Source organism: Brachybacterium saurashtrense (assembly GCF_003355475.1).
GTDB classification, from domain to species: domain Bacteria; phylum Actinomycetota; class Actinomycetes; order Actinomycetales; family Dermabacteraceae; genus Brachybacterium; species Brachybacterium saurashtrense.
This window is the reverse complement of the sequence record NZ_CP031356.1, coordinates 3,360,811-3,382,512: the sequence shown is the minus strand read 5'-3', so window position 1 is coordinate 3,382,512 and position 21,702 is coordinate 3,360,811. Positions and strand designations below refer to the sequence as shown.

Annotated in this window: 23 protein-coding genes; 18 read left to right on the top strand and 5 right to left on the bottom strand. The window is 73.0% G+C overall.

What is annotated here, in order from left to right:
• The first annotated feature begins 41 nt into the window (after window positions 1-41).
• Together DWV08_RS15205 and DWV08_RS15200 are read left to right on the top strand one after the other, a co-directional pair.
• Window positions 42-959, top strand: a complete 918-nt coding sequence (locus DWV08_RS15205) for a LysR family transcriptional regulator (protein ID WP_115414575.1) — start codon at window positions 42-44, stop codon at window positions 957-959.
• Between the two features lie 119 nt (window positions 960-1,078).
• Window positions 1,079-1,426: a hypothetical protein gene (locus DWV08_RS15200; RefSeq protein WP_244923649.1), complete on the top strand. Its 348-nt coding sequence runs from the start codon at window positions 1,079-1,081 to the stop codon at window positions 1,424-1,426.
• A gap of 79 nt (window positions 1,427-1,505) precedes the next feature.
• Here the strand turns inward: DWV08_RS15200 and DWV08_RS15195 are convergent, their stop codons facing one another.
• Window positions 1,506-1,790: a YciI family protein gene (locus DWV08_RS15195; protein WP_115414574.1), complete on the bottom strand. Its 285-nt coding sequence runs from the start codon at window positions 1,788-1,790 to the stop codon at window positions 1,506-1,508.
• 262 nt (window positions 1,791-2,052) lie between these two features.
• Here DWV08_RS15195 and DWV08_RS15190 point away from each other — a divergent pair, with 262 nt between their 5' ends.
• From DWV08_RS15190 to DWV08_RS15180, 3 genes are read left to right on the top strand one after another with little or no spacing between them, the layout of a single operon-like run.
• The gene (locus tag DWV08_RS15190; protein WP_115414573.1) at window positions 2,053-2,592 is read left to right on the top strand and encodes an ArsR/SmtB family transcription factor; all 540 of its coding nucleotides are present in this window, start codon (window positions 2,053-2,055) and stop codon (window positions 2,590-2,592) included.
• Between the two features lie 2 nt (window positions 2,593-2,594).
• Window positions 2,595-3,752, top strand: coding sequence for a serine hydrolase domain-containing protein (locus DWV08_RS15185; protein ID WP_115414572.1), 1,158 nt, complete (start codon window positions 2,595-2,597; stop codon window positions 3,750-3,752).
• Entirely contained in the window at window positions 3,749-4,129 is a 381-nt protein-coding gene (locus tag DWV08_RS15180) for a hypothetical protein (RefSeq protein WP_115414571.1), read from the top strand. Before DWV08_RS15185 ends, DWV08_RS15180 begins: the two co-directional genes overlap by 4 nt.
• Before the next feature lie 71 nt (window positions 4,130-4,200).
• On the opposite strand, the gene DWV08_RS15175 is transcribed toward DWV08_RS15180, so the two are convergent.
• On the bottom strand, window positions 4,201-4,995 hold the full coding sequence (locus DWV08_RS15175; RefSeq protein ID WP_115414570.1) for an alpha/beta hydrolase: 795 nt from the start codon (window positions 4,993-4,995) through the stop codon (window positions 4,201-4,203).
• 79 nt (window positions 4,996-5,074) lie between these two features.
• On the opposite strand from DWV08_RS15175, the gene DWV08_RS15170 reads away from it, so the two are divergent.
• The 8 genes from DWV08_RS15170 to DWV08_RS15135 all read left to right on the top strand — a co-directional run bounded on the left by DWV08_RS15170 (window position 5,075) and on the right by DWV08_RS15135 (window position 13,653).
• Entirely contained in the window at window positions 5,075-6,595 is a 1,521-nt protein-coding gene (locus DWV08_RS15170; RefSeq protein ID WP_115414569.1) for an alpha-amylase family glycosyl hydrolase, read from the top strand.
• An 87-nt stretch (window positions 6,596-6,682) separates the two neighbouring features.
• Window positions 6,683-7,681: a dihydroxyacetone kinase subunit DhaK gene (dhaK, locus tag DWV08_RS15165; protein WP_115414568.1), complete on the top strand. Its 999-nt coding sequence runs from the start codon at window positions 6,683-6,685 to the stop codon at window positions 7,679-7,681.
• A 10-nt stretch (window positions 7,682-7,691) separates the two neighbouring features.
• Window positions 7,692-8,333, top strand: coding sequence for a dihydroxyacetone kinase subunit DhaL (dhaL, locus tag DWV08_RS15160; protein ID WP_115414567.1), 642 nt, complete (start codon window positions 7,692-7,694; stop codon window positions 8,331-8,333).
• Window positions 8,330-8,755, top strand: coding sequence for a dihydroxyacetone kinase phosphoryl donor subunit DhaM (gene dhaM / locus DWV08_RS15155; RefSeq protein ID WP_115414566.1), 426 nt, complete (start codon window positions 8,330-8,332; stop codon window positions 8,753-8,755). The genes dhaL and dhaM overlap by 4 nt, the downstream gene beginning before the upstream one ends.
• 36 nt (window positions 8,756-8,791) lie before the next feature.
• On the top strand, window positions 8,792-9,145 hold the full coding sequence (locus DWV08_RS15150; protein WP_115414565.1) for a hypothetical protein: 354 nt from the start codon (window positions 8,792-8,794) through the stop codon (window positions 9,143-9,145).
• A gap of 188 nt (window positions 9,146-9,333) precedes the next feature.
• Window positions 9,334-11,160: an ABC transporter ATP-binding protein gene (locus DWV08_RS15145; RefSeq protein ID WP_115414564.1), complete on the top strand. Its 1,827-nt coding sequence runs from the start codon at window positions 9,334-9,336 to the stop codon at window positions 11,158-11,160.
• Window positions 11,157-12,971, top strand: a complete 1,815-nt coding sequence (locus DWV08_RS15140) for an ABC transporter ATP-binding protein (RefSeq protein WP_115414563.1) — start codon at window positions 11,157-11,159, stop codon at window positions 12,969-12,971. The genes DWV08_RS15145 and DWV08_RS15140 overlap by 4 nt, the downstream gene beginning before the upstream one ends.
• Before the next feature lie 223 nt (window positions 12,972-13,194).
• A complete protein-coding gene (locus DWV08_RS15135; RefSeq protein ID WP_241237334.1) occupies window positions 13,195-13,653 on the top strand; it encodes a lamin tail domain-containing protein in 459 nt (152 codons plus the stop codon).
• Between the two features lie 447 nt (window positions 13,654-14,100).
• Here DWV08_RS15135 and DWV08_RS15130 read toward each other — a convergent pair whose 3' ends face one another.
• Window positions 14,101-14,775: a GNAT family N-acetyltransferase gene (locus DWV08_RS15130; RefSeq protein ID WP_115414561.1), complete on the bottom strand. Its 675-nt coding sequence runs from the start codon at window positions 14,773-14,775 to the stop codon at window positions 14,101-14,103.
• A gap of 60 nt (window positions 14,776-14,835) precedes the next feature.
• Here DWV08_RS15130 and DWV08_RS15125 point away from each other — a divergent pair, with 60 nt between their 5' ends.
• The gene (locus tag DWV08_RS15125; protein ID WP_115414560.1) at window positions 14,836-15,459 is read left to right on the top strand and encodes a pyroglutamyl-peptidase I; all 624 of its coding nucleotides are present in this window, start codon (window positions 14,836-14,838) and stop codon (window positions 15,457-15,459) included.
• A 673-nt stretch (window positions 15,460-16,132) separates the two neighbouring features.
• On the opposite strand, the gene DWV08_RS15120 is transcribed toward DWV08_RS15125, so the two are convergent.
• Entirely contained in the window at window positions 16,133-17,074 is a 942-nt protein-coding gene (locus DWV08_RS15120; protein WP_115414559.1) for a rhomboid family intramembrane serine protease, read from the bottom strand.
• 217 nt (window positions 17,075-17,291) lie between these two features.
• Between DWV08_RS15120 and DWV08_RS15115 the strand changes: the two genes are divergently transcribed.
• Window positions 17,292-18,089 (top strand): VIT1/CCC1 transporter family protein, encoded by a 798-nt coding sequence (locus tag DWV08_RS15115; protein WP_115414558.1) that lies wholly within the window; start codon window positions 17,292-17,294, stop codon window positions 18,087-18,089.
• A 278-nt stretch (window positions 18,090-18,367) separates the two neighbouring features.
• On the opposite strand, the gene DWV08_RS15110 is transcribed toward DWV08_RS15115, so the two are convergent.
• Entirely contained in the window at window positions 18,368-18,904 is a 537-nt protein-coding gene (locus tag DWV08_RS15110; protein WP_162801591.1) for a peptidylprolyl isomerase, read from the bottom strand.
• A gap of 208 nt (window positions 18,905-19,112) precedes the next feature.
• Between DWV08_RS15110 and DWV08_RS15105 the strand changes: the two genes are divergently transcribed.
• The 3 genes from DWV08_RS15105 to gluQRS are packed head-to-tail and all read left to right on the top strand — an operon-like array spanning window position 19,113 to window position 21,642.
• Entirely contained in the window at window positions 19,113-19,880 is a 768-nt protein-coding gene (locus DWV08_RS15105; protein WP_115414556.1) for a hypothetical protein, read from the top strand.
• Between the two features lie 30 nt (window positions 19,881-19,910).
• Window positions 19,911-20,720 carry a GNAT family N-acetyltransferase gene (locus DWV08_RS15100; RefSeq protein ID WP_115414555.1) on the top strand — a complete coding sequence of 270 codons (810 nt, stop codon included), beginning with the start codon at window positions 19,911-19,913 and terminating at the stop codon, window positions 20,718-20,720.
• Between the two features lie 10 nt (window positions 20,721-20,730).
• A complete protein-coding gene (gluQRS, locus tag DWV08_RS15095; protein WP_115414554.1) occupies window positions 20,731-21,642 on the top strand; it encodes a tRNA glutamyl-Q(34) synthetase GluQRS in 912 nt (303 codons plus the stop codon).
• Window positions 21,643-21,702 lie beyond the last annotated feature (60 nt).

The following is a 21,702-nucleotide window of genomic DNA, read 5'->3' as shown; positions in this document are numbered from 1 at the left end:
GCCATAAGTCAGGCTTGCCACTGACGTCTATCATGGTTGACATGGATCCGCGCAGGCTTCTCATCTTCCGCACCGTGGTGCGCAACGGCTCGATCGGCGCCGGGGCCCGCGAGCTGGGTTGGACCCAGCCCGCGGTCTCGCAGCACCTCGCCGCCCTGGAGAAGGAGGTGGGCACGCAGCTGCTGCTGCGCTCCTCCTCCGGCATCACCCCCACCGAGGCGGGGGCGCGCCTGGCCCTGCATGCGGAGGCGATCTCCGCCCAGCTGCACGCCGCGGAGGAGGAGCTGGCGGACATCACCGCCCTGCGCCGCGGGACGGTGAAGTTCGGGACGTTCCCGTCGGCCGCCGCGGTGCTGCTGCCGCCGGTGCTCGCGCGCCTGGCGGAGACCGCCCCGGATCTCGACGTGACCTTCGAGGAGCTCGAGCCGCCGGATGCGATCCCCGCCGTGCGCGAGGGCGAGCTGGACCTCGCGCTCGTGTTCCGCTACCCCTGCAGCGACATCGGCGACGAGGGCACCCTGGAGTGGACGCCGCTGATGGAGGACCGCGTGATGGTGGTGCTCCCGGCGGAGCATCCCCGCGCCCAGGACCCGGAGCTCGTGCTCGGCGACCTCGCCGAGGAGCCGTGGATCGCCGGCTGCGAGCGGTGCCGGGCGAACCTGCTCTCCAGCGCGCGCCGGGCCGGGTTCACCCCGAAGGTGCGCCACTCCACCGACGACTCGATCGTGGTGCAACGGCTGATCACGCACGGCGGCGGGGTGGCGCTGATGCCGGAGACCACCCTCGAGGCCGCCCCGCCCCGGGACGACCTGGTGGTGCGGCACCTGCCGGATCTCGACGACCGCATGATCGGGCTGCTCAACCGGCGCGGGGCGCTGTCGATCCCGGCGGTCGCCGCGCTGAAGGACGCGCTGGTGGCGCAGACCACCGAGCGCCTGGCCACGGCGGTGATGATCTGAGCGCCGCCGACCGACGCCCGCCGGCGCGGGCATGGCTGCGGCCCGCGGCGCTGCTCGGGGGCGGGCTGCTGCTCGCCGCCCTGCTGGTCCTCGCCGAACAGCGCCTCGCCGCGGTCGCGGTGGTGCTGTTCTCCGTGTTCATGGCGTACTGGACCAGCCCGCTGCGCTCGGGCCCGCACACGCCGCTGGACGAGGCGCGCCAGCGGCCCGGTGATGCGGTCGCGATCATCCTGTGGGCGCCGGGGGATCCGCTCTCGGCCCGCCTGCAGGCCGCGATCCGGGCCCCGCGCGAGGACGTGGCCTGGGTGAACGTGCACCTCGACGCGCAGGCGCAGGAGGTGCTGGACGCCCACGGCGGGCGCTCGGCCCTGCCGCTGGTGCTGGTGGGCGAGGAGATCCTGGCCAACGCCAGCGCGGGCGGGCTGCTCGACCTGCAGGACGCGGTGCGGCAGCGCCGGGAGGACTGACGCCGCCGCGCCGCTCTCGGCACGCCGTCGGCACGGACCCCGCTCGGGGCTCGTCGCGCCGTCGGCCCGCGGCGGTCGCTCAGGCGCCGGGGATCTCCCCGATCACCACGGTCCACTCCTGCGCGGTGCGCTCCACGATCACGCGCTCGCGCGTGAAGGGGTCGCCGTCCAGCCGCGCCAGCGCGTCCTCGGCGCTGTCCGCGACCAGCACCAGCAGTGCGGTCGAGCCGTCGTCCAGCGGCCCGGACAGCAGCAGCGTGCCCTCGCGGTGCAGCTCGGCGAGGTGCGCGCGGTGCTCGGGGCGGAAGGTCGCGAGCCGCTCAGCATCGTCGACGTAGGTGTAGTGGACGGCGAAGACGGCCATGGGTTCCCCTCGGTGAGTGCAGTGGACGGCGTGTGCTGTGCGATGGACGCAGCGGGCTCGACGCCCGGCGGGCGGCGGCCGACGAGGGCTCCGTCGGCCGACGGCCTCCCGACCCATCCTGCCGCACCGCCCGCCACGGCCGACGGGACGTCCGGGGCCAGGTCCGCTCCGACGCCAGCGATTCCATAATTCCGTACTTCCGGATAGATTGAGGGCGATGGCCGCTCGACGAGTCGGCCCCGAGCACCGGAGGAGGCGCGAGATGGACGAGGATCCCGAGGCCCTGCGACGGCTGGATGCCCTCGAGCAGAGGATCGCGGAGCTCGAAGGACGCGGCACCGCGGAGCCGGGGTCGGGGGACGAGGAGACGTGCGCCCCCTCGCCTCCGCCGCGCGACGAGGACCCGTTCTGGGCCCTCACCCTTCTGAAGGAGCAGGTCCCGACGCCGGGCGCGGTGGTCTTCGCCGGCAGCGTCGACGTCGGTGCGGGTCACCTGGAGTACCAGTGGGGCCGGCCGACGGGGCATCTGTTGGACGTCGACTGGGCCGAGCACGCCGAGTCCGTCGCAGCACTCGGCCATCCGCTGCGGCTGGCGATCCTGCGGCGTCTCGTCGACGGCGAGCACACCGTCGCCCAGCTGGTCGACGAGCTCGACCTCGCCTCGACCGGCGTCGCCTACCACCACCTCTCCGCTCTGCAGGCCGGCGGCTGGGTGAGCTCGCCGCGCCGCGGCAGCTGGGCCATCCCGCCGAGCCGCGTCGTGCCGCTGCTCGCGATCATCACCGCTCTCGAGAAAGGCTGACCATGGTGGACCTGCCGGAGCCCCCGCCCCATGGCGACGCGGACCCCGTCACCGGGCCCGCCCGCGCTCGCCCGGGCCGGCGCACCGTCCTGGCCGCTGCCGTCCCCGCGGCGGCGGCCGTCGTGGGCCTGACCGCGCTGACCGCCCCTCGACCGGCCCCGCTCGGCGAGCCCGCCGGGGACGAGCAGCTCACCACCGCCCTCGCCCCGCACCTGCGCGGTCACCGACGGGTCGCCGCCGTGCTCGTCGAGGGCGGGCAGGTGCGCCTGGGCGGCTTCGGCACCGGGGACGGCGCGGAGCTGGAGGGCTCCGAGTTCGAGATCGGCTCGGTCTCGAAGACCTTCACCGGCGCTCTGCTGGCGATCGCGGTCGAGCGCGGGGAGCTCGACACGGACAGCACCGTCGCCGAGGTGATGGGCGCGGAGTCCGAGGAAAGCGCCATCGCGGACGTCACCCTGGCCGAGCTCTCCACCCACACCTCGGGCCTGCCACGGCTCGCCTCGAGCACCCTGGGCAGGAGCCTGCTCGCCTCGTTCCTGAGAAAGGACCCCTACCGGGGAGCTGACGCACAGCAGGTGATCGAGGACGCCCTCGCCGCCAGCCCGAGCGGTCGCGGCGAGTACGCCTACTCGAACCTCGGCGTCGCCCTCGAAGGGCAGCTGCTCGCACGCGTCGCGGGCACGGACTACGCGGCGCTGCTGGCCGAGCGGGTGCTCGAACCGCTGGGGATGACCGCGAGCTACGCACCGATCAACGCCGAGAACCTGCGCGAGACGGCCCTGCGCGGGCACGGCGCCACCGGCCTCCCCCAGGCGGCCTGGACCATGGCGGGCTCCGCCCCGGCCGGCGGGATCCGCTCCACCCCCGCGGACATGGCCCGCTATCTCGCCGGGATGATCGACGGCTCCGCCCCCGGCGCCGACGCAGCCACGAAGGTGCTGTTCGAGGAGAGCGGGACCAGCTCCACCGCGATGAACTGGTTCCTCGAGGACTTCGGCAGCACCCGGCCGATCACCTGGCACAACGGCATGACCGGCGGATATGCGTCCTTCGTCGGCTGGGATCCGTCGACCGGACGCGGGCTCGCGCTGCTCACGGACACGGCCCGCTCCCTCGACGAGCTCGCCGTAGGCGTGCTGACCGGGGAGGTGGCGCTGTGACCACCGTGCTCACGCTGCTGCCGCTGCTGGTCGCGGTCCCGCTCGGGGCCGCACTGGTGACGACGATCGTGCAGATGTGGCGCCGCTACCAGCATCCGCTGCGTCTGGCCCTGCAGGCCGTCGGCGCCTCGACCGTGCTGGGCGTGCTCGGGATCGCCGGGGCCCTCCCGGGCTCGCTGTGGTGGGCGAGCTGGCTGTTTGCGCTCGGGATCCTGCTGGGGATCGCGGTCTCCGCCCGACGCCTGCTGGTGGAGGATCCGCCGACGGACCCGAGCCCGCGCAGGGCGGCGCTGCTGGACCCGCCCTCGCGGACCTCGACGATCGGCGAGGGGCTGTTCTGGGTGCTGCTGGTGGTGATCGCGCTGGTCGCCGGCTGACCAGGTCGCGAGCCCGGAGCCGCTCAGCTCCGCGCCCGGTCCGGCGCAGCAGCGGTCCCCCGTGCGACGGCTCAGCCGCGCAGCGGCAGCCAGTCGAGCACGTCCTGGATGCCCTCGTCCCAGAACTCCCAGGTGTGCGCGCCGGGGCGGAGGCGGGACGTGATCTCGACGCGACCCTCCTCGGCGGCGGCGAGGAAGCGCCGGTTCTGGTCGACAAGCTCGTCCTCGGTGCCGCAGTCCAGGAACAGGGCGGGCAGCGCGGCGGGGTCGGCGTGGCGCAGCAGGCCCAGCAGATCGTCCGCGGAGCCGGCGACGTCCTCCCCGCCCCACACCCGCGCCCCGAGGGTGCCGGTCCACGAGAGATCGAACGAGGTCGTGTCCAGCGCGCCGGAGAGGCTCGCGGCGGCGGCGAAGCGCTCGGGGTGGTGCAGGGCGAGCTTGAACGCGCCGAAGCCGCCCATCGACAGCCCGGCCACGAAGGTGTCCGCCCGCGCGGTGGAGACGTGGAAAGTGCGCGCCACGATCTGGGGCAGCTCCTCCGCGATGAAGGTCCAGTACTTCTCCCCCACCGCCTCGTCGCTGTAGAAGGAGCGGCGCACCTCCGGCATCACCACGGCGATGCCCTTCTCCGTCGCGTAGCGCTCGATCGAGGTGCGGCGCTCCCAGATGGTGCAGTCGTCGCTGAGGCCGTGCAGCAGGTACAGCACCGGCACGCCCGAGCCGTCGGCCGACGATCCTCCGCTCCCGGGCCCCGGCGCGTCGGCGCCCTCCATCCCGATCCCGGAGGCGGCCTGCGGCATCAGCACCACCATCGAGGTGCCCATGCCGAGGGACTCGGCGAAGAAGTCGGTGCGCAGTCGGATCATCGAGGACTCTCCTGGGTGGGATGGGACGCGGCGCGCCGTCCCCGGCCGCACCTGAGCCCCGCCAGCCTACGATGGCGCCATGACCGAGACCGCTCCGTCCGCGCCCTCTCACCACGCCCCCGACTGGATCCGCGACGCGATCTGCTGGCAGGTGTACCCGCTGGGCTTCTGCGGTGCGCCGCAGCACCGGGAGGACCTCACCGGCGAGGGCTACGGCGGTGCCGACGGGGAGAACGTGGTGCACCGCCTGCGGCGCCTGACCGGCTGGCTCGACCATCTGGTGGGCCTCGGCGCGAACGTGCTGCTGCTGAACCCGGTGTTCGACTCCGTCTCCCACGGCTACGACACCCTCGAGCACCGCCGGCTCGATCCACGGCTCGGGGACGAGGAGGACATCGACGCCCTGATCGCGGCCTGCCACGAGCGCGGCATCCGGGTGGTGCTCGACGGGGTGTTCAACCACGTCTCCCATCTCCACCCCACCGCGCGGAGCGCGATCGCGGCGGGACCCGGCACGGCCGAGGGCGACCGGATCCGCTGGGCGGGCACCAGCCCCTACGGCTTCGAGGGCAACGAGGACCTGATCGAGATCGATCTGGCCGACACGGTGGTGCAGGAGCGGGTCGTGGAGATCATGGGGCGCTGGCTGGAGCGCGGTGTCGACGGCTGGCGGCTGGATGCGATGTACTCCGCGGGGGCGGAGGCGTGGGCGCCGATCCTGGAGAGGGTGCGGGCCACGCACCCGCAGGCCTGGATCCTGGGCGAGGTGATCCACGGCGACTACCCGGCCTTCGCCCGCGACGCAGGAGCGGACTCGCTCACTCAGTACGAGCTGTGGAAGGCGATCTGGTCCTCGCTGCGGGACGCGAACCTGTTCGAGCTCACCCACGCGCTGGGCCGCCACCAGGACTTCCTCGCCCGGTTCCAGGCCTCCGGCGGCGGTCTGCCGCTCACCTTCCTCGGCAACCACGACACCACCCGCATCGCCTCCCAGCTGCCCGACGGTCGGGACCTCGCCGCCGCGATCGCGCTGCTGGCGCTGCTGCCAGGCATCCCCGCGGTGTACGCCGGGGACGAGTTCGGCGCGGTGGGCGTGAAGGAGGAGCGGCCCGGCGGGGACGACGCGATCCGCCCCGCGTTCCCCGGCACGCCCGAGGAGGTGCTCGCCCGCGCGGAGGCCGACGGCGCGGGCACCGGCGCCGCGCCCGAGGCCGCCGCGGCCCCGTCGGCCGACCCCTCCGGCAGCGGGGCCGCCGCCCGCGCCGACACCCCGGAGCGGCTGCAGCTGCTGTCCGGGCAGGCCGCCCCGCGGATCCTCGAGGTGCACCGGCGCCTGCTGGGCCGGCGCCGACGCGAGGGCTCTCTGGCCACCGCGACGGTGCAGGTGCGGGAGGAGACGCTGGAGAACACGTGGGCGGAGATCGCGCTGCATCCGGCCGACGGGGCGGCGCCGCTGCGCCTGGTGCTGAACCTGGGCGAGGAGCCGCGGCCCGCGCCGGGCGAGATCCTCGAGTCGATCGACGGCGCGGCGATGCTCGACGGCGTGCCCGCCGCCGGTCCCGGCCTGGTCCCCGCGCACGGCGCGGCGCTGGTGCGCTGAACGGCGCCGCAGGCGGCGTCGAGGCGCACGGCGGAGAGGACCTCCGTCCTGGTGACGGCCGCCACATTCGCGGGTAGGTTGGGGCGCATGAAGAAACTCATCGATGCCGTCGACGACGTCGTCGTCGACGCCCTGGCCGGCATGGCCCTCGCCCACCCCGAGTCCCTCTCCGTCGATCTCGAGCACCGCCTGGTGCTGCGCACCGAGCCCAAGGCCGAGGGCCGCGTCGCGATCCTCTCCGGCGGCGGCAGCGGCCACGAGCCCCTCCACGGCGGGTTCGTGGGCCACGGCATGCTCGACGCCGCCTGCGCCGGCGAGGTGTTCACCTCCCCCGTGCCCGATCAGATGGCCGCCGCGATCGCCGCCGTGGACCGCGGCGCCGGGGTGCTGCAGGTCGTCAAGAACTACACCGGCGACGTGATGAACTTCGAGATGGCCGCGGAGCTCGCGGTCGCGGAATCCGGCACGGAGGTGCGCAGCGTCATCACGAACGACGACGTCGCCGTGGAGGACTCCACCTTCACCGCCGGTCGCCGCGGCGTGGGCGGCACCGTGCTGGTGGAGAAGATCGCCGGCGCCGCCGCCGAGGAGGGCCGCGACCTGGAGCAGGTCACGGAGATCGCGACCCGCGTCAACGAGCGCGCCCGCTCCATGGGCGTGGCGCTGACCTCCGTGACCGTGCCCGCGAACGGCAAACCGTCCTTCGAGCTCGGGGAGGACGAGATCGAGGTGGGCATCGGGATCCACGGCGAGCCCGGCCGCCACCGCGAGAAGCTGGTCCCGGCGAAGGACGTGGCGCGCCGCCTGCTGGAGCCGATCCTCGCCGAGCTGCCGGGCGAGGGCCCGGTGCTGCTGTTCGTCAACGGTATGGGCGGCACGCCGCTGCTGGAGCTGTACATCCTGGCCAAGGACGCGCACGAGGTGCTCGCCGAGGCCGGGGTGGAGGTGTCCCGGCACCTCGTCGGCAACTACATCACCAGCCTCGACATGGCCGGCGCCTCGATCACGCTGCTGCGCCTGGACGAGGAGCTCACCGCCCTGTGGGACGCGCCGGTCTCGACCCCCGCCCTGCGCCGCGGACTGTGAGGAGGAGCCGATGAACACCGCCCTCACCGCCACGGACCTCGCCGCCTGGCTGCACCGCTGCGCCGCGCTGATGGAGGCGCACGCCGAGGAGCTCACCTCCCTGGACGCCGCCATCGGCGACGCGGACCACGGCGCGAACATGTCCCGTGGGTTCCGCGCGGTCGACGGGATCGCCGACGACGCCGCGGCCGGCGGGCCCGCCGCCCTGCTGAAGAAGGCGGGGATGACGCTGGTCTCCACCGTCGGCGGCGCCTCCGGGCCGCTGTACGGGACGCTGCTGCTGCGCATGGCGAGCGCCGCCGGGGACGCCGAATCCCTGGACGCCGCCGCGCTCGGCGAGGCGTTCGCCGCCGGTGTGCAGGGCGTCGCCGACCGTGGCAAGGCGAGCCCGGGCGAGAAGACGATGCTGGACGCCTGGACGCCGGCGCTGGAGGCGTACCGCGGCGCCGGGGACGACCTCGCCGCCGCCGCGACCGCCGGCGCGGCCGCCGCCGCACAGGGCCGGGAGGACACCGCCCCTCTGACGGCCACCAAGGGCCGCGCCTCCTACCTGGGCGAGCGCTCGGTGGGGCACATCGATCCGGGGGCGGCGAGCACAGCCCTGCTGTGGCAGGCGCTGGCGGAGACCGTCACCGGGGAGGAGTCGCGGTGACCGGGATCGTCGTCGTCTCCCATTCCGCGCCGCTGGCTCGCGCCGCGGTGGACCTCGCCGGGCAGATGCTGCGCGGCGACGGCCCCGAGATCGCGATCGCCGCCGGCGTCGCGGACAGCGCCGCGCCCGACGGGATGGCGCTGGGCACCGACGCGGCCGCGATCGCGGCGGCGATCGAACGAGCGGCCGACGGGCAGGGCGTGCTGGTGCTGATGGATCTGGGCAGCGCGATCATGTCCGCCCACCTCGCGCTGGAGATGCTCGACCCGGACCTCGCGCAGCGGGTGCGCCTCAGCGCCGCCCCGCTCGTGGAGGGGCTGGTGGGCGCCGCGGTGACGGCCTCCACCGGGGCATCGCTCGAGGACGTGGCCGGGCAGGCGGATCTCGCCGCGGAGGCGAAGCGCCTCCAGGTCGAATCCTGAGCGAGATCCTGCCGCCTCCGGCGTAGGCTCGGAGGCATGAGCACCGCCCTGAAGCCTGCCGCCGCCGTCCGCACCGCCCCCGTCGTCGCCGTGGGCCTGATCGGCGGGTACGTCACCGCCCGGGAGACGGGCATCCGCCCGCTGGGCGGCGTGGTGCTCGCCGCGGCCGGCGTCTACGCGGGCCGCACCTGGCTGGCGCGCCGCGGCCCGGCCACCACCGCTGTGCTCGGCGCCGCCTACGTGCTCGGCTTCGGCCTCTCGCACCCGCTGGCGAAGAAGATCGGGTCCTGGCCGGCGGTGCTGTCCGTGACCGCCGCGACCGCCGGCGCCGCCGCGCTGCTCTCCGATGCCGCGTACAGCGAGTGGAGCGAGATCGCGCCGGAGGCCTGAGCCGCTCGGGCGCCGCACCCCGCTCAGCCCCGCACCACGTCGGCCAGCCCCGGCGCCACGTCGATCGGCCTCGGCGCCGCCACGCCGGAGAGCGCTTATCCGCTTTCGCCCGTCGGGATAGTTGACTAGGCTAAGCCTTCGGTCCCGACCGCCGGGGCCTCCCCGCACCCCTGAGGTTTTCTCTCCCCATGCTCGGCACCATGAGCCGTCTCTGGACCACCGTCCGCCCCATCCGATTCCGCCTCTACCTGGGCCTGCTCAGCGCCATGACGGCCTCGATCGTGGCCCTGATGATCCCGCAGGTCCTCGAGTTCATCGTCAACCGCCTCGACACCGACGCCACCGCCGCCACGATCTGGACCGGCGGCGCGATCGTGCTGGGCCTCGGCATCGTCGAGGCGTCCCTGATCTGGCTGCGGCGCACTTTCGCCGTCGCCCCCTCCACCACGGTGGAGAAGCAGATCCGGGTGCGCTTCTACGAGAAGGTCCAGCACATGCCGGTCTCCTTCCACGACGGCTGGGGCTCCGGCCAGCTGCTCTCGCGGATGATGAGCGACATCAACCAGATCCGGCGCTGGATCGCGTTCGGCATGATCATGGCGGTCACCAACGTGGTCACGATCGTGGTGGGCATGTCCCTGCTGGTGCGCTCCAGCGCGATCCTGGCGCTGATCTTCTTCGTCGCCGCGGTGCCGGTCACCGTCATCGCCTACCGCTTCCACCGCTCCTTCTCCGTGCTCTCCCGCCTCTCGCAGGATCAGAACGGCGATCTCGCCACCACCATCGAGCAGTCGGTGCAGGGCATCCGGGTGCTCAAGGCGTTCGGGCGCGGCCCGTCGGCCCTCGAGGGCTTCACCGAGCAGGCGGAGGAGCTGCGCCGCACCGAGGTGCGCAAGGCCACCGCCATCGCCCGCTTCGACATGTTCATGTTCATGCTCCCCGAGCTCGCGCTCGGCGTGGCGCTGCTGGTGGGGCTGCACCTCACGGCGAACGGGGACATCAGCACCGGCCAGCTGGCCTCCTACTTCGCCACGGCCACCCTGGTGGTGGGCCCGGTGCGGATGTTCGGGATGCTGCTGGGGCAGGCCGTGAACGCCTCCACCGCCCTGGACCGCCACTACGAGGTGATGGATTCCGAGAACGCGATCACCTCCCCGGAGGATGCGCGGCGGATCGACACCTCGGCCGCCACCGGCGCGGTGCGCCTGGAGGGCGTGCACTTCCGCTACGAGGACGCCCCGGACCACGTGGAGGACGTGATCGACGGCGTGGATCTGGAGATCCGCCCCGGCGAGACGATGGCGCTGGTGGGCGTGACCGGCTCCGGCAAGTCCACGCTGCTGCAGCTGGTGCCTCGGCTGTACGACGTCACCTCCGGCACCGTCCGCATCGACGGGGTCGATGTGCGGGAGATGGACCTGATGGACCTGCGCACGCTCACCGCGGTCGCCTTCGAGGAGGCGACGCTGTTCTCCGACTCGGTGCGGGAGAACGTGCTGCTGGGCGCGGATCCCTCGCTCTCCGAGGAGCAGGCGGAGGAGCTGCTGCATCTCGCGCTGCGCACCGCGGATGCGACTTACGCCTACGAGCTGCCCGAGGGGGTGGACACCCGCATCGGCGAGGAGGGGATGAGCCTCTCCGGCGGTCAGCGCCAGCGCCTGGCCCTGGCCCGCGCGATCGCGGCCAAGCCCGCGGTGCTGCTGCTGGACGATCCGCTCTCCGCACTCGACACGAAGACGGAGGAGACCGTCACGCAGCGGCTGCGGGAGGTGCTCGAGGGCACCACCACGCTGATCGTCGCCCACCGCACCTCGACGGTCGCGCTGGCGGACAGGGTGGCGCTGCTGGACGGCGGTCGCGTGGTCGCCGTGGGCACCCACACCGAGCTGATGGCGCGCTCGGCGCGCTATCGCTGGGTGATCGCGAACCAGGAGGAGGAGCGCCGCCGCGACCAGGACATCGAGACCCTCACCGGGGAGCTCGAGCTGCGCGCCATCCAGGAGGAGGGCCGATGACCGCCACCGCACCGACCGACAGGGACGACGCCGAGAATGGCGCCCTCACCGCCGCGGAGGCCAGGGAGTCCCGCAAGCGCTCCTTCGCCCTGCTCGGCGAGCTGATCTCCCCGGTCAAGGGGCAGTTCGCCGTGATGGCCGTGATGGTGGTGATCGCGCAGCTCGCCGTCGTCGCGGGCCCGGCGATCATCGCCTGGGGCATCGACCACGGCCTGCCCTCATTGCTGGCGGGGGATCCGTGGCCGGCCACCCAGGCGGCGGCGCTGGCCGTCGCGGCCGCGATCGTCGGCGGCGTGCTCACCTTCGGCTACGTGCGCCAGTCCGTGGTGGTGGGGCAGCGGATGCTGCTCGCCCTGCGACGGAAGGTGTTCCGCTTCACCCAGCAGCAGGATCTCGAGTTCCACGAGTCCTACACCTCGGGGCGGATCGTCTCCCGGCAGACCTCCGACATGGAGGCGCTGCGCGAGCTGCTGGACTCGGGCGTGAACGTGATGGTGGGCGCCTCGCTGTCGATGGTGTTCACGATCGTGCTGATCGTGACCATGGATCCGGTGACGGGCCTGGTGATGCTGCTGATGCTGATCCCGTGCGTGGCGCTGACGGTGTGGTTCCAGAAGCGCTCCAGCGTGGAGTACCGCGCGATCCGCACCCACTCGGCGCGGCTGATCGTGCACTTCGTGGAGGCCATGGCCGGGATCCGCGCGGTGAAGGCGTTCCGCAAGGAGGACCGCAACCAGGCGGAGTTCGATCGCCTGGCCCAGGACTACCGCGACGCGTCGATGCGCTCGATCAACGTGTTCGGCATCTACCAGCCGGCGCTGCGCGTGCTCGCGAACGTCACCATCGCCGCGGTGCTGGTGGTGGGCGGGTTCCGCGTGCTCAGCGGTGACCTGCAGGTGGGTGTGCTGGTGGCGCTGGTGCTGTACTCGCGGCGCTTCTTCCAGCCGGTGGACGAGATCGCGAACTTCTACAACGCCTTCCAGTCCGCCGTCTCCGCGCTCGAGAAGATCGCGAACCTGCTGGCGGTGCGGCCGCACGTGGCGGAGGCGGCGGCGCCCACTCCCCTGCCCAGCTCCGACGGGCAGGTGGACTTCGAGGACGTCTCCTTCCGGTACACCGCCGACGGGCCGCTGGTGCTGCAGCCGATGGACCTGCACATCCCGGCCGGGCAGACCATCGCCCTGGTGGGCCAGACCGGTGCCGGCAAGTCCACGGTGGCGAAGCTGATCGCCCGGTTCTACGACGCGACCGCCGGCAGCGTGCAGCTGGACGGCGTGGACCTGCGGGACATCTCGATGGAGGACCTCACCCGCAACATCGTGATGGTCACGCAGGAGGCGTACCTGTTCTCCGGCACGGTGGCGGACAACATCGCGCTGGGCAAGCCCGGGGCGAGCCGCCAGGAGATCGAGGCGGCGGCACGGGCGATCGGGGCCGACGAGTTCATCGAGAAGCTCCCCTACGGCTACGACACCGACGTGAACAAGCGCGGCGGCCGGGTGAGCGCCGGGCAGCGGCAGCTGATCTCGTTCGCGCGCGCGTTCCTCGCCGATCCGCGGGTGCTGATCCTCGACGAGGCCACCAGCTCGCTGGACATCCCCAGCGAGCGGATGGTGCAGGAGGGGCTCACGAAGCTGCTGGGCCGACGCACCTCCCTGATCATCGCCCACCGCCTCACCACCGTGATGATCGCGGACAGGGTGCTGGTGGTGCACGGCGGCGAGGTCGTGGAGGACGGCTCCCCCACCGAGCTGGTCGCCGCCGGCGGCCGCTTCGCGGCGCTCTACCAGGCGTGGCAGGAGTCGATGTAGCGCTCCCCGTCCCAGCTGCGTGACCACCGCATTCACGACGACCGTGCAGAAGCCCTCGCAAGAAGGGCCCGCACCGGTTATCTTCCTGTTGTCACAGTGCTCCCGATCCTGAGGAGAGCCGACGGGAGTCGGCCGTCACCCGCGGATCTTCTTCTCCTCAGAGGTCACCATGCTCACCGCCCTCATCTCGCGCGCCCGAATCCTGGCCGTCCTGCTAGCCGCCATGCTCGTCACCGCTCCGCTGGTCCTGGCTCCCCCGGCCGCGCAGGCCGCCGTGAAGAAGCCGCTGGACATCGTGAAGGTGTACTACAACCCGCCCGGGAAGGACTACGCCAAGAACAGCGGGTACGTGAAGGAGTTCATCCAGGTGAAGAACACCGGGTCGAAGACTCTGACGCTGTCCGGCTACGTGATCCGCGACAACGGTCCGCAGAAGTTCACCGTCCCGAGGGGCACGAGACTCGCCCCCGGGAAGACCCTCACGATCCGTTCGGGCAAGGGGAGGAACACGACCTCGACGCTGTACTGGAACAAGTCCAGCTACATCTGGAACAACACCGGCGACACCGCCCGTCTGTACAGCGCCAAGGGCACGCTGCTGGAATCCTGCCGCTACAAGGGCGTGCGAAAGGCTGCTTCGAAGAGCTACGTCCGCAGCACCTCGACGACCGCCTACTGCTGACACGTCCGTACGCACGACCGCGTCGACCTCGCGCGGCCTCCCCGGAGACGGAGAGAACGTCGCCCCCCCCATGAGCAGGCACAGGACCCTCGTCTCCGGCCCTTGCACGCATGGTCGCTTTTCGTACCGAGACGGGCCGACGACCGGATCTGCAGGGCGGTCACCCGGTCGTCCTCGGAGACGGCTCCTGCACCGCCTGGCGGCACAGACCGTGCACGGTACTAAATGCGACCGTCCGTGCAAGCACCCCGCAGGGGAGTCCCTCGCGCGCACTCGATCTGCGCTCGACAGCAGGTCACGGCCCGAACCCCCCATGACATCGCGGCGCGCTCGGCGGGGTGGACGACGGGGCGGGCGGGCGGCGTGGGCGGCGGCGTGGCAGCGGAACGCCCTGCGACGTGAGCGTTCGGCGCGGTGGACGGCAGGCGTTCAGCGAGGTGCGCGCTCTCAGGCTCCGAGCAGCTCCCGCAGCGCCGCCGTCAGCCCCTCGACCTCGACCGGCACGTCGGGCCGACGGAACGTCTCGGGCGTGACCAGGAAACGCTGCTCGAGCTCGTCCGAGCCGGGGACGCTCGAGAGCTGCGTGCCGTTGTCCACGTAGCCGCAGGCTCGCGAGACGCCGGTGGAGCGGTCGTTGCCGAGCACCGCGGAGGACTCGGCCCGCACGGCGCCGAGGTGATCGAAGGCGAACACCAGCATCGCCTGCCGCATCAGCCGCCCGTATCCGCGGCCGTGCATGTCCAGCGTCAGCCAGGAGCCGGAGGTGACGGTGCAGCGCTGCGCGAAGCGCTCGGCGGAGACGTCCTGGCAGCCGATCAGCCGCCCGTCGGCCCACACCCCGAACGGGAGGGTCCACTGCTCGGGGCCCAGTCCGCTGCGCAGCCGCCACTGGAAGCGCAGCGATTCCCGCACTCGGGTCTCCGGCTCCGCCCGATACCAGGGGAAGACGTGCGCCGAGTGGGGATCCTCGAAGATCGGCCGACGGATGAGCGTGGTGTACTCAGGCAGATCCGCCTCCGCGAGCGGGCGCAGGGTGAGATCCCCGGCGCGGAGCACGAGCCCGTAGGGCGGGTGCAGGGTCGCGAGATCGGGCTGGACGGGCTGGACGGGCTCCTCGGGCATCGACCCAGCGTACGGCCGGCGCACCCCCGTCGCCTCTGAATTCTCCGTAGGCTGGTTTCCATGAGCACCGACATCCTGCTGACAGGCTTCGTCCCCTTCGACGGGGCGGCGTCGAACGAGTCCTGGGAGGCGGTGCAGGTCGCGGTGCCGCTGCTGCGCGCCGAGGGCATCTCCGTGGAGGTCCGCGAGCTGCCAGTGGAGTTCCATCGGGCCGGCCCGCTGCTCGCCGAGGCCGTGCGCGAGCTCCGCCCGAAGGTGGTGATCGCGGTGGGCCTGGCCTCGGGGCGCACGCGGATCATGCCCGAGCGCACGGCGGTGAACGTGCGCGATACCCGGATCCCCGACAACGCGGGGGTGAGCCCGGTGGACGAGCCGGTGGTCGCGGGCGGTCCCGTGGGCTACTTCAGCTCCCTGCCGATCAAGGCGATGGTGGCGGCCGCTGAGGACGCCCCGGCGGCGGTCTCGCAGACCGCCGGGACCTACGTGTGCAACGACGTCTTCTACTCGCTCCAGCACCTGCTCGCCACGGACGCGGACCTCGCCGGGACCCGTGGCGGGTTCGTCCACGTGCCGTCGGACGAGGTGATCGACGTCGGGACCACGGGGCGGGAGCTGGCGCGGATGGCGCTGGCGGCGCTGCGCACCGAGGTGGACGCCGCCGTCTCGGGCGGCGCCGAGCACTGAGGCCTCCCGCTCGGCCACGCGCGCACGCCCTGCCCCCTGTCAACCAGGGCGGCGTGCTGGGGACGGCGCACGCTCCGGCAGTGTGCACAACCGGTGCAGAACGGCCCACAGACACCGTCGAGCGGCTGATGTGCACGACCCGCACACTTCTGTCCACAGAGTTTTCCACATCCGTGAACCAATCACATCGGTGTAGTTCTGCAGGTGCGAGGCACTCCCCGGGCGTGTCGCACGGATCGTGACCTCGCAGCCGCGCGGCCCGACGCGCAGAGGGACACCCCGTGAACACTTCCCCGAAGACTCTCATCGCCCCAGGTCACAGAGGGGTGCTGCGGCAGCCTCGTCGGCCCTCCGGGCACTTCTTCCGCGCGTCTCCGGCGTGAGAGACGTCCTACCGATCGGACACTTCCCACATCGCATGGCAGGGGCGCGCCGCCGTCCCCACTGTCCGTCCACACCCGACCCACGGTTTTCCACAGCGCGAGCGCTCTGTCCCCAACGATTCGCAGAGTTGTCCCCATCTCCGTCCACATCTGGGGAAAAGCACAGCCGTGTAGTTCGCGCGACCCGTCGTGACCTTCTCGTGATCCGTGGTAGAGGGGTGGGCCGGGGCGGCCGCCTCGCCACCCCGGCCCACCCCGGTGCCGATGTCACGCCCCTCGGGGCGGAGTGCTCAGAGAGCGAGCACCATCATCGCCTTGAGCGCGATCAGCGCCAGGCACAGCAGCACGCCGGCGGTGATCACGCCTGCATGCACCAGCGCGGAGCGCCGGGCGAGGGCCTGCCTGTCCGCGCCCGGTGCGGCGCGCGGGCGCAGGGCGAACATCCCGGCGGTCATGGCCGCGCCGAGCAGGAGGCCGCCCAGGTGGCCCTGCCAGGAGATGTTGGGGACGGTGAAGGTGATGACCAGGTTCAGGCCGATCAGCACGAGGATCTGGGCCGTCTGTCCGCCCAGGTGTCGGTTCACGATGAACATGGCCGCGAACAGGCCGAACACGCCGCCGCTGGCGCCGAGGGTGCCGGTGACCCATTCCTGGCTCGTGGCGTCGGCCAGCAGGTACACGGCCGTGTGCCCGCCCAGCACGGAGACCAGGTAGACGGCGAGGTACCGGACGTGGCCGAGGGTGCGCTCCAGGTACTGGCCCACCGCCCACAGCGCGTACATGTTCAGGGCGAGGTGGAGCACGCCGCCGTGCAGGAACCCCGCGGTGAAGAAGGTCCACGGCATGGCGAGCGCGCGGAACGGCGCGAAGATCGCCAGCTGCGTGACGATCTGCGGGGCCGCCATCTGCCCCAGGTACGCCAGCACGCACAGGCCGATCAAGGTGTAGGTGACCAGCGGCCTGCTGCGCCCCATCGCGCCGCCCATCGCGTTGCGAGGGCGGGTGGAGGCGCGCTGCCGGGAGACCTCTCGTGCGCAGTCCGCGCAGAGCACGCCCACGGAGGCGGGCCGCTGGCACTCGGGGCACGCCGGGCGGTCGCAGCGCTTGCAGCGCACGTAGCTCACGCGGTCGGGGTGGCGCGGGCACACCGGCTGGCCCTGCTCCTGCCCTCCGGGCCCGTCCTGCGGCGGAGGGACGTCATCGGCGCTGTAGCCGTAGCTGGGTCTGTCCATGGCGCCATTCCACCACGGGGAGCTGGGCCGGAGCGGGGCGCACGCGCTGCCCCGGGCGGCACGGGAGGACGGCACCGAGCGGCGCGCGAAGGTGACGCAGAGGGGCCGAAGGCCCTTCGCCACGGCTGATTCGGGAAGGCTATCCTCACCCGTCGTTGCAGGTCAGGGTAGCCTTTCCTGCCTTGTTTGGACTGAATCCAAAAAATAGACTCAGGGCATGAGCCTCGTCGATCTGCCTCCCACCGGTCCCACCGCCCCGCCGCGCCCGACGGCCGCCCCCACCCCGTCGAGCCCGCCCGCCCCGTCGGCCGCGGGCCGAGAGCATGCCGAGGAGCGCACCAGCCGTTCGGATCGCATCAACCAGCTGCGCGCCGGGGTGCTCGGCGCGAACGACGGGATCGTCTCGGTCGCCGGCCTGGCCGTGGGCGTCGCCGGTGCCACCACCGACATCCAGTGGCTGCTCGTGGCCGGCCTCGCGGCCCTCATCGCCGGCGCGCTGTCGATGGCGATGGGCGAGTACGTCTCCGTCTCCACCCAGCGCGACACGGACCGCGCGCTCATCGAGCGCACCCGGCGCGGCCTCGCGGAGGATCCCGCGGGCGAGCACGATCGCCTGGTGGAGGCGCTGGGCGAAAGCGGGATCCCGGGCGACGTGGTGGGCGAGGTGGCCGACTCCCTGGAGCGGCACGACGCGCTCACCGCCCACACCCGTTTCCGCCACGGCGTGGAGCAGGACAGCGTGGTCTCGCCGCTCTCGGCGGCGCTCGCCTCCCTGCTGGCCTTCACCCTCGGCGGGATCATCCCGCTGGCCGCGATCCTCGCCAGCCCGCCCGTGTGGCGCCTGCCTGCCACGCTGGTGGCGGTGGTGGTCGCGCTGGCGCTGCTGGGCGTGGTGAGCGCCCGACTGGGCCAGGCCGACGCCCGCACCGCCACCATCCGCACGATCATCGGCGGCGTGCTGGCACTGCTGGTCACCTACGGCATCGGCGCCGCCCTCGGCGTGGCCATCAGCTGATCGACGTGCTGCGAGGCACGAGCGGCAGGAGATCAGCACGACAGGCAGAGCCTGATCGACGTGCTGCGAGGCACGAGCGGCAGGAGATCAGCACGACAGGCAGAGCCTGATCGACGTGCTGCGAGGCACGAGCGGCAGGAGATCACCACGACAGGCAGAGCCTGATCGACGTGCTGCGAGGCACGAGCCCCCGCGCACGAGAGCGCCGCCGGGCCGTCGCAGGGGCGACGGCGCCGGCGGCGCTGTGCGTACCGGGCGGGCGCAGGGCGCCCGTCGGCTCACTTCTCGATGGTGACCTTCTCGATGACGACGTCCTCGAGGGGGCGGTCGCGCATGTCGGTCTTGACGTTCTCGATCTGGTCGACGATCTTCTTCGAGTCCTCGTCGGCGACCTGGCCGAACACGGTGTGCTTGCCCTGCAGGTGCGGGGTGGGGCCCACGGTGATGAAGAACTGCGAGCCGTTGGTGCCCGAGGGGCGACCGGTGAGCGCGTTGCGGCGCTGGCCGGCGTTGGCCATGGCCAGCACGTAGGGCTCGTTGAAGTTCTTCTCCGAGATCTCGTCGTCGAAGGTGTAGCCGGGGCCGCCGGTGCCGGTGCCCAGCGGGTCGCCGCCCTGGAGCATGAAGCCCGCGATGATGCGGTGGAAGATCACGCCGTCGTAGAACGGGCGGGTCACCTTCTCGCCGGTCTCGGGATCGGCGAACTCCTGGGAGCCCTCGGCGAGGCCCACGAAGTTCTTGACGGTCTTCGGGGCGTGGTCGGGGAACAGCTCGAGGCGGATGTCCCCATGGTTGGTGTGCAGAGTTGCGAACATGCGCTCATCCTCCCACACGGGTGCCCGACCGACCGGACGGGACCACCGCTCCGCCGTCCTGCTACGCGCCTGTCTCGACATCCGCTGTGAGCGGGTGGAGCCGCTCGCGTTAGAGTTGTGCCACACGGGTCCGCGGCAGCCGTGCGCTGCTCCGGCCCAGGGACCACCGTCGGCCCGATCCGGCGGATTCGACCGAAAGGGGAGACCCATGGCGCTGACCACCAAGCGCGAGGCCAAGAAGGCCAAGAAGCAGGCCGCCGTGACCGCTGAGGCGGCCGGGAGCACCGCGCAGAAGGCGGAGAAGGCCGTCGAGGAGCTGCAGAAGCTCGCCGCCACGGTGGGCCCTGTCGTCTCCGAGGGCGCCCGCGAGGCGCGTGCCCGCGCGACCGAGCTGTACGACCAGTACGCCCCGGAGGCGCAGGAGCGGCTGCGCGAGCAGTCGGAGAAGCTCTCCGCGAACCTCGGCCCGCGGGCGGAGAAGCTCCGCCACGACGTGCAGGACGACTACCTACCCCGCGCGCGCAAGACGGTGGAGACCTCCGGCACCGTGCTGAAGGCCGCCGTCGACGCCGCGCGCAAGGAGCTCGACAAGGGCCAGGACGACATCCGCTCCGCCGTGCTCGAGCCCACCCCGCAGAAGAAGGGCCGCGCCGGCAAGGTGCTGCTGGTGCTGGGCCTGGCCGCCGCCGGTGCCGCCGCGGGCTACATCGTGTGGCAGAAGACCCGCCCGGTCGAGGATCCGTGGGCCCCACCCGCGGACTTCGCCCGCGCCCACTACCCCGCCTCCGCGGGCGACGACTCGGACTCCTCGACCGTCTCCGACACCGTCGGCTCGGCCGATGCCGGCGACGTCGCCTCCGCCCTGAAGGGTGAGGACCGCGGCTCCGACGTGGAGCCCAAGGAGGTCAAGGTGGACTCGGATCCGGAGGCCTCCGGCGACGACGAGAAGCGCGGCAGCCACCGCGGCGACGCCTGAGCGAGCCCCGAGCCCGTCACGGAGCACCCCGTGCATGACGGCGCGGCGCCCCCGTCCTCGGACGGCGGGCGCCGCGCCGCTTCTCTGCCCGGACCGGTGCTGACCACGGCGCGCCTGGTGCTCACCCCGGTGGCGCCCGAGGATCTCGAGGCGCTGTTCGCGCTGCACGCCGATCCTCGGGCCTTCGTGGAGGATCTCACCGCTCTTCTCACCGAGCGCGCCCAGATGGAATGGGCTCTCGCGCGCTGGCGCGAGGACTGGCGGCGGCACGGGGCGGGCCACCTCGCCGTGCGGGCGCGGGAGCGGCACGACGCGCCGCCACTGGAGCCGCACCACGCGCAGGCGCGGGAGAGGCACGGCATGCGGGCGCTGCAGGGGTCGGCGGGCGAGGAGGCCGACGCGGCGGCCCTGCCGCCGGGACTGCTGGGCGTGGTGGGCCTCGCCCCGCTCGAGGCGGAGGGCCGACGGCTGCTGAGCGCCTACTGGCGGCTGGACCCTGCGCTCACGGGGCGCGGCGTCGCGCAGGAGGCGATGCGCGCCGTGCTCGCCCACCCGCGCCTCGGCGGGCGCGACGAGGAGGTGGTCGCGGTGACCGCGGGAGGCAACGCCCCCTCGCGCACGCTGGCCGCCCGGCTCGGCTTCGAGCCCGCACCGTCGCAGCGCCCGGTGCCGGGCGGGCGGGACGGCGGCGTGCTGCTGGTGCTGCCGGCGCACGCCCGGCCCGCGCACCGGGCCGGTCAGTCCGTCGGCCGCCCGCGCACAGAACCCTCGCGCGCCCGCCCGGGCGCAGTGCCCTCGCGCAGCCACCCGGACGCTGGGCCCTCGCGCGACCGCCCGTAGACTCGCGGCCATGTCCACGCCCGTCGGCGCCGGCCGCTACGCCCCCTCCCCCAGCGGCGACCTCCACCTGGGGAACCTCCGCACCGCCGTGCTCGCCTGGGCGCTCGCCCGGGGAAGCTCCCGCGCCTTCCACCTGCGGATCGAGGACCTCGACCGGGTGCGCGAGGGCGCCGAGCAGCGCCAGCTGGAGGATCTCGCGGCGCTCGGTCTCGACTGGGACGGCGAGGTGGTGCGCCAGTCGGAACGCGGCGCGGCGCATCGGGCCGCGCTGGACGCGCTCACCGCGCAGGGCCTGGTGTACGAGTGCTACTGCACGCGGCGGGAGATCCTCGAGGCGCCCAGCGCCCCGCACGCCCCGCCCGGCGCCTACCCGGGCACCTGCCGCGACCTCGCCCCGGCGGCTCGCGAGGCGGGCCGAGAGCGGATGCGCGCGCTGCGCCGCGAGCCCGCGCTGCGCCTGCGCGCTGGCACCGACGCCTGGAGCGTGCAGGACCTGTGGGCCGGGCAGGTGCACGGCACGGTGGACGACCTCGTGCTGCGCCGCGGCGACGGCGTGGTCGCCTACAACCTGGCCGTGGTGGTGGACGACGCCGCGGCCGGGGTGGACCAGGTGGTGCGGGCCGACGACCTGCTGAGCTCCGCCCCGCGGCAGGCGTATCTCGCGCACCTGCTGGGCCTGCCCGCCCCGTCGTACGCGCACGTGCCGCTCGCGGTCAACGCTCGCGGGGACCGCCTGGCCAAGCGGGACGGCGCGGTGACCCTGCGGGACCGGTTCGACCGCGGCGAGAGCACGGCGCAGGTGATGGGCAGGATCGGCGACTCGCTGGGGATCCCCGGCTGCGGCACCGCGGCCGACGTGCTCACGCGCTGGGACCCCGCCTCGCTGGTGCGCGAGCCCTGGGTGGTGGAGCTGCCGGACTGACCCGGCGGCGGCTCCACCTCGCCCGTCGCCGCCCGTGCCCCCCTCTGCAGCGGCCGGGCG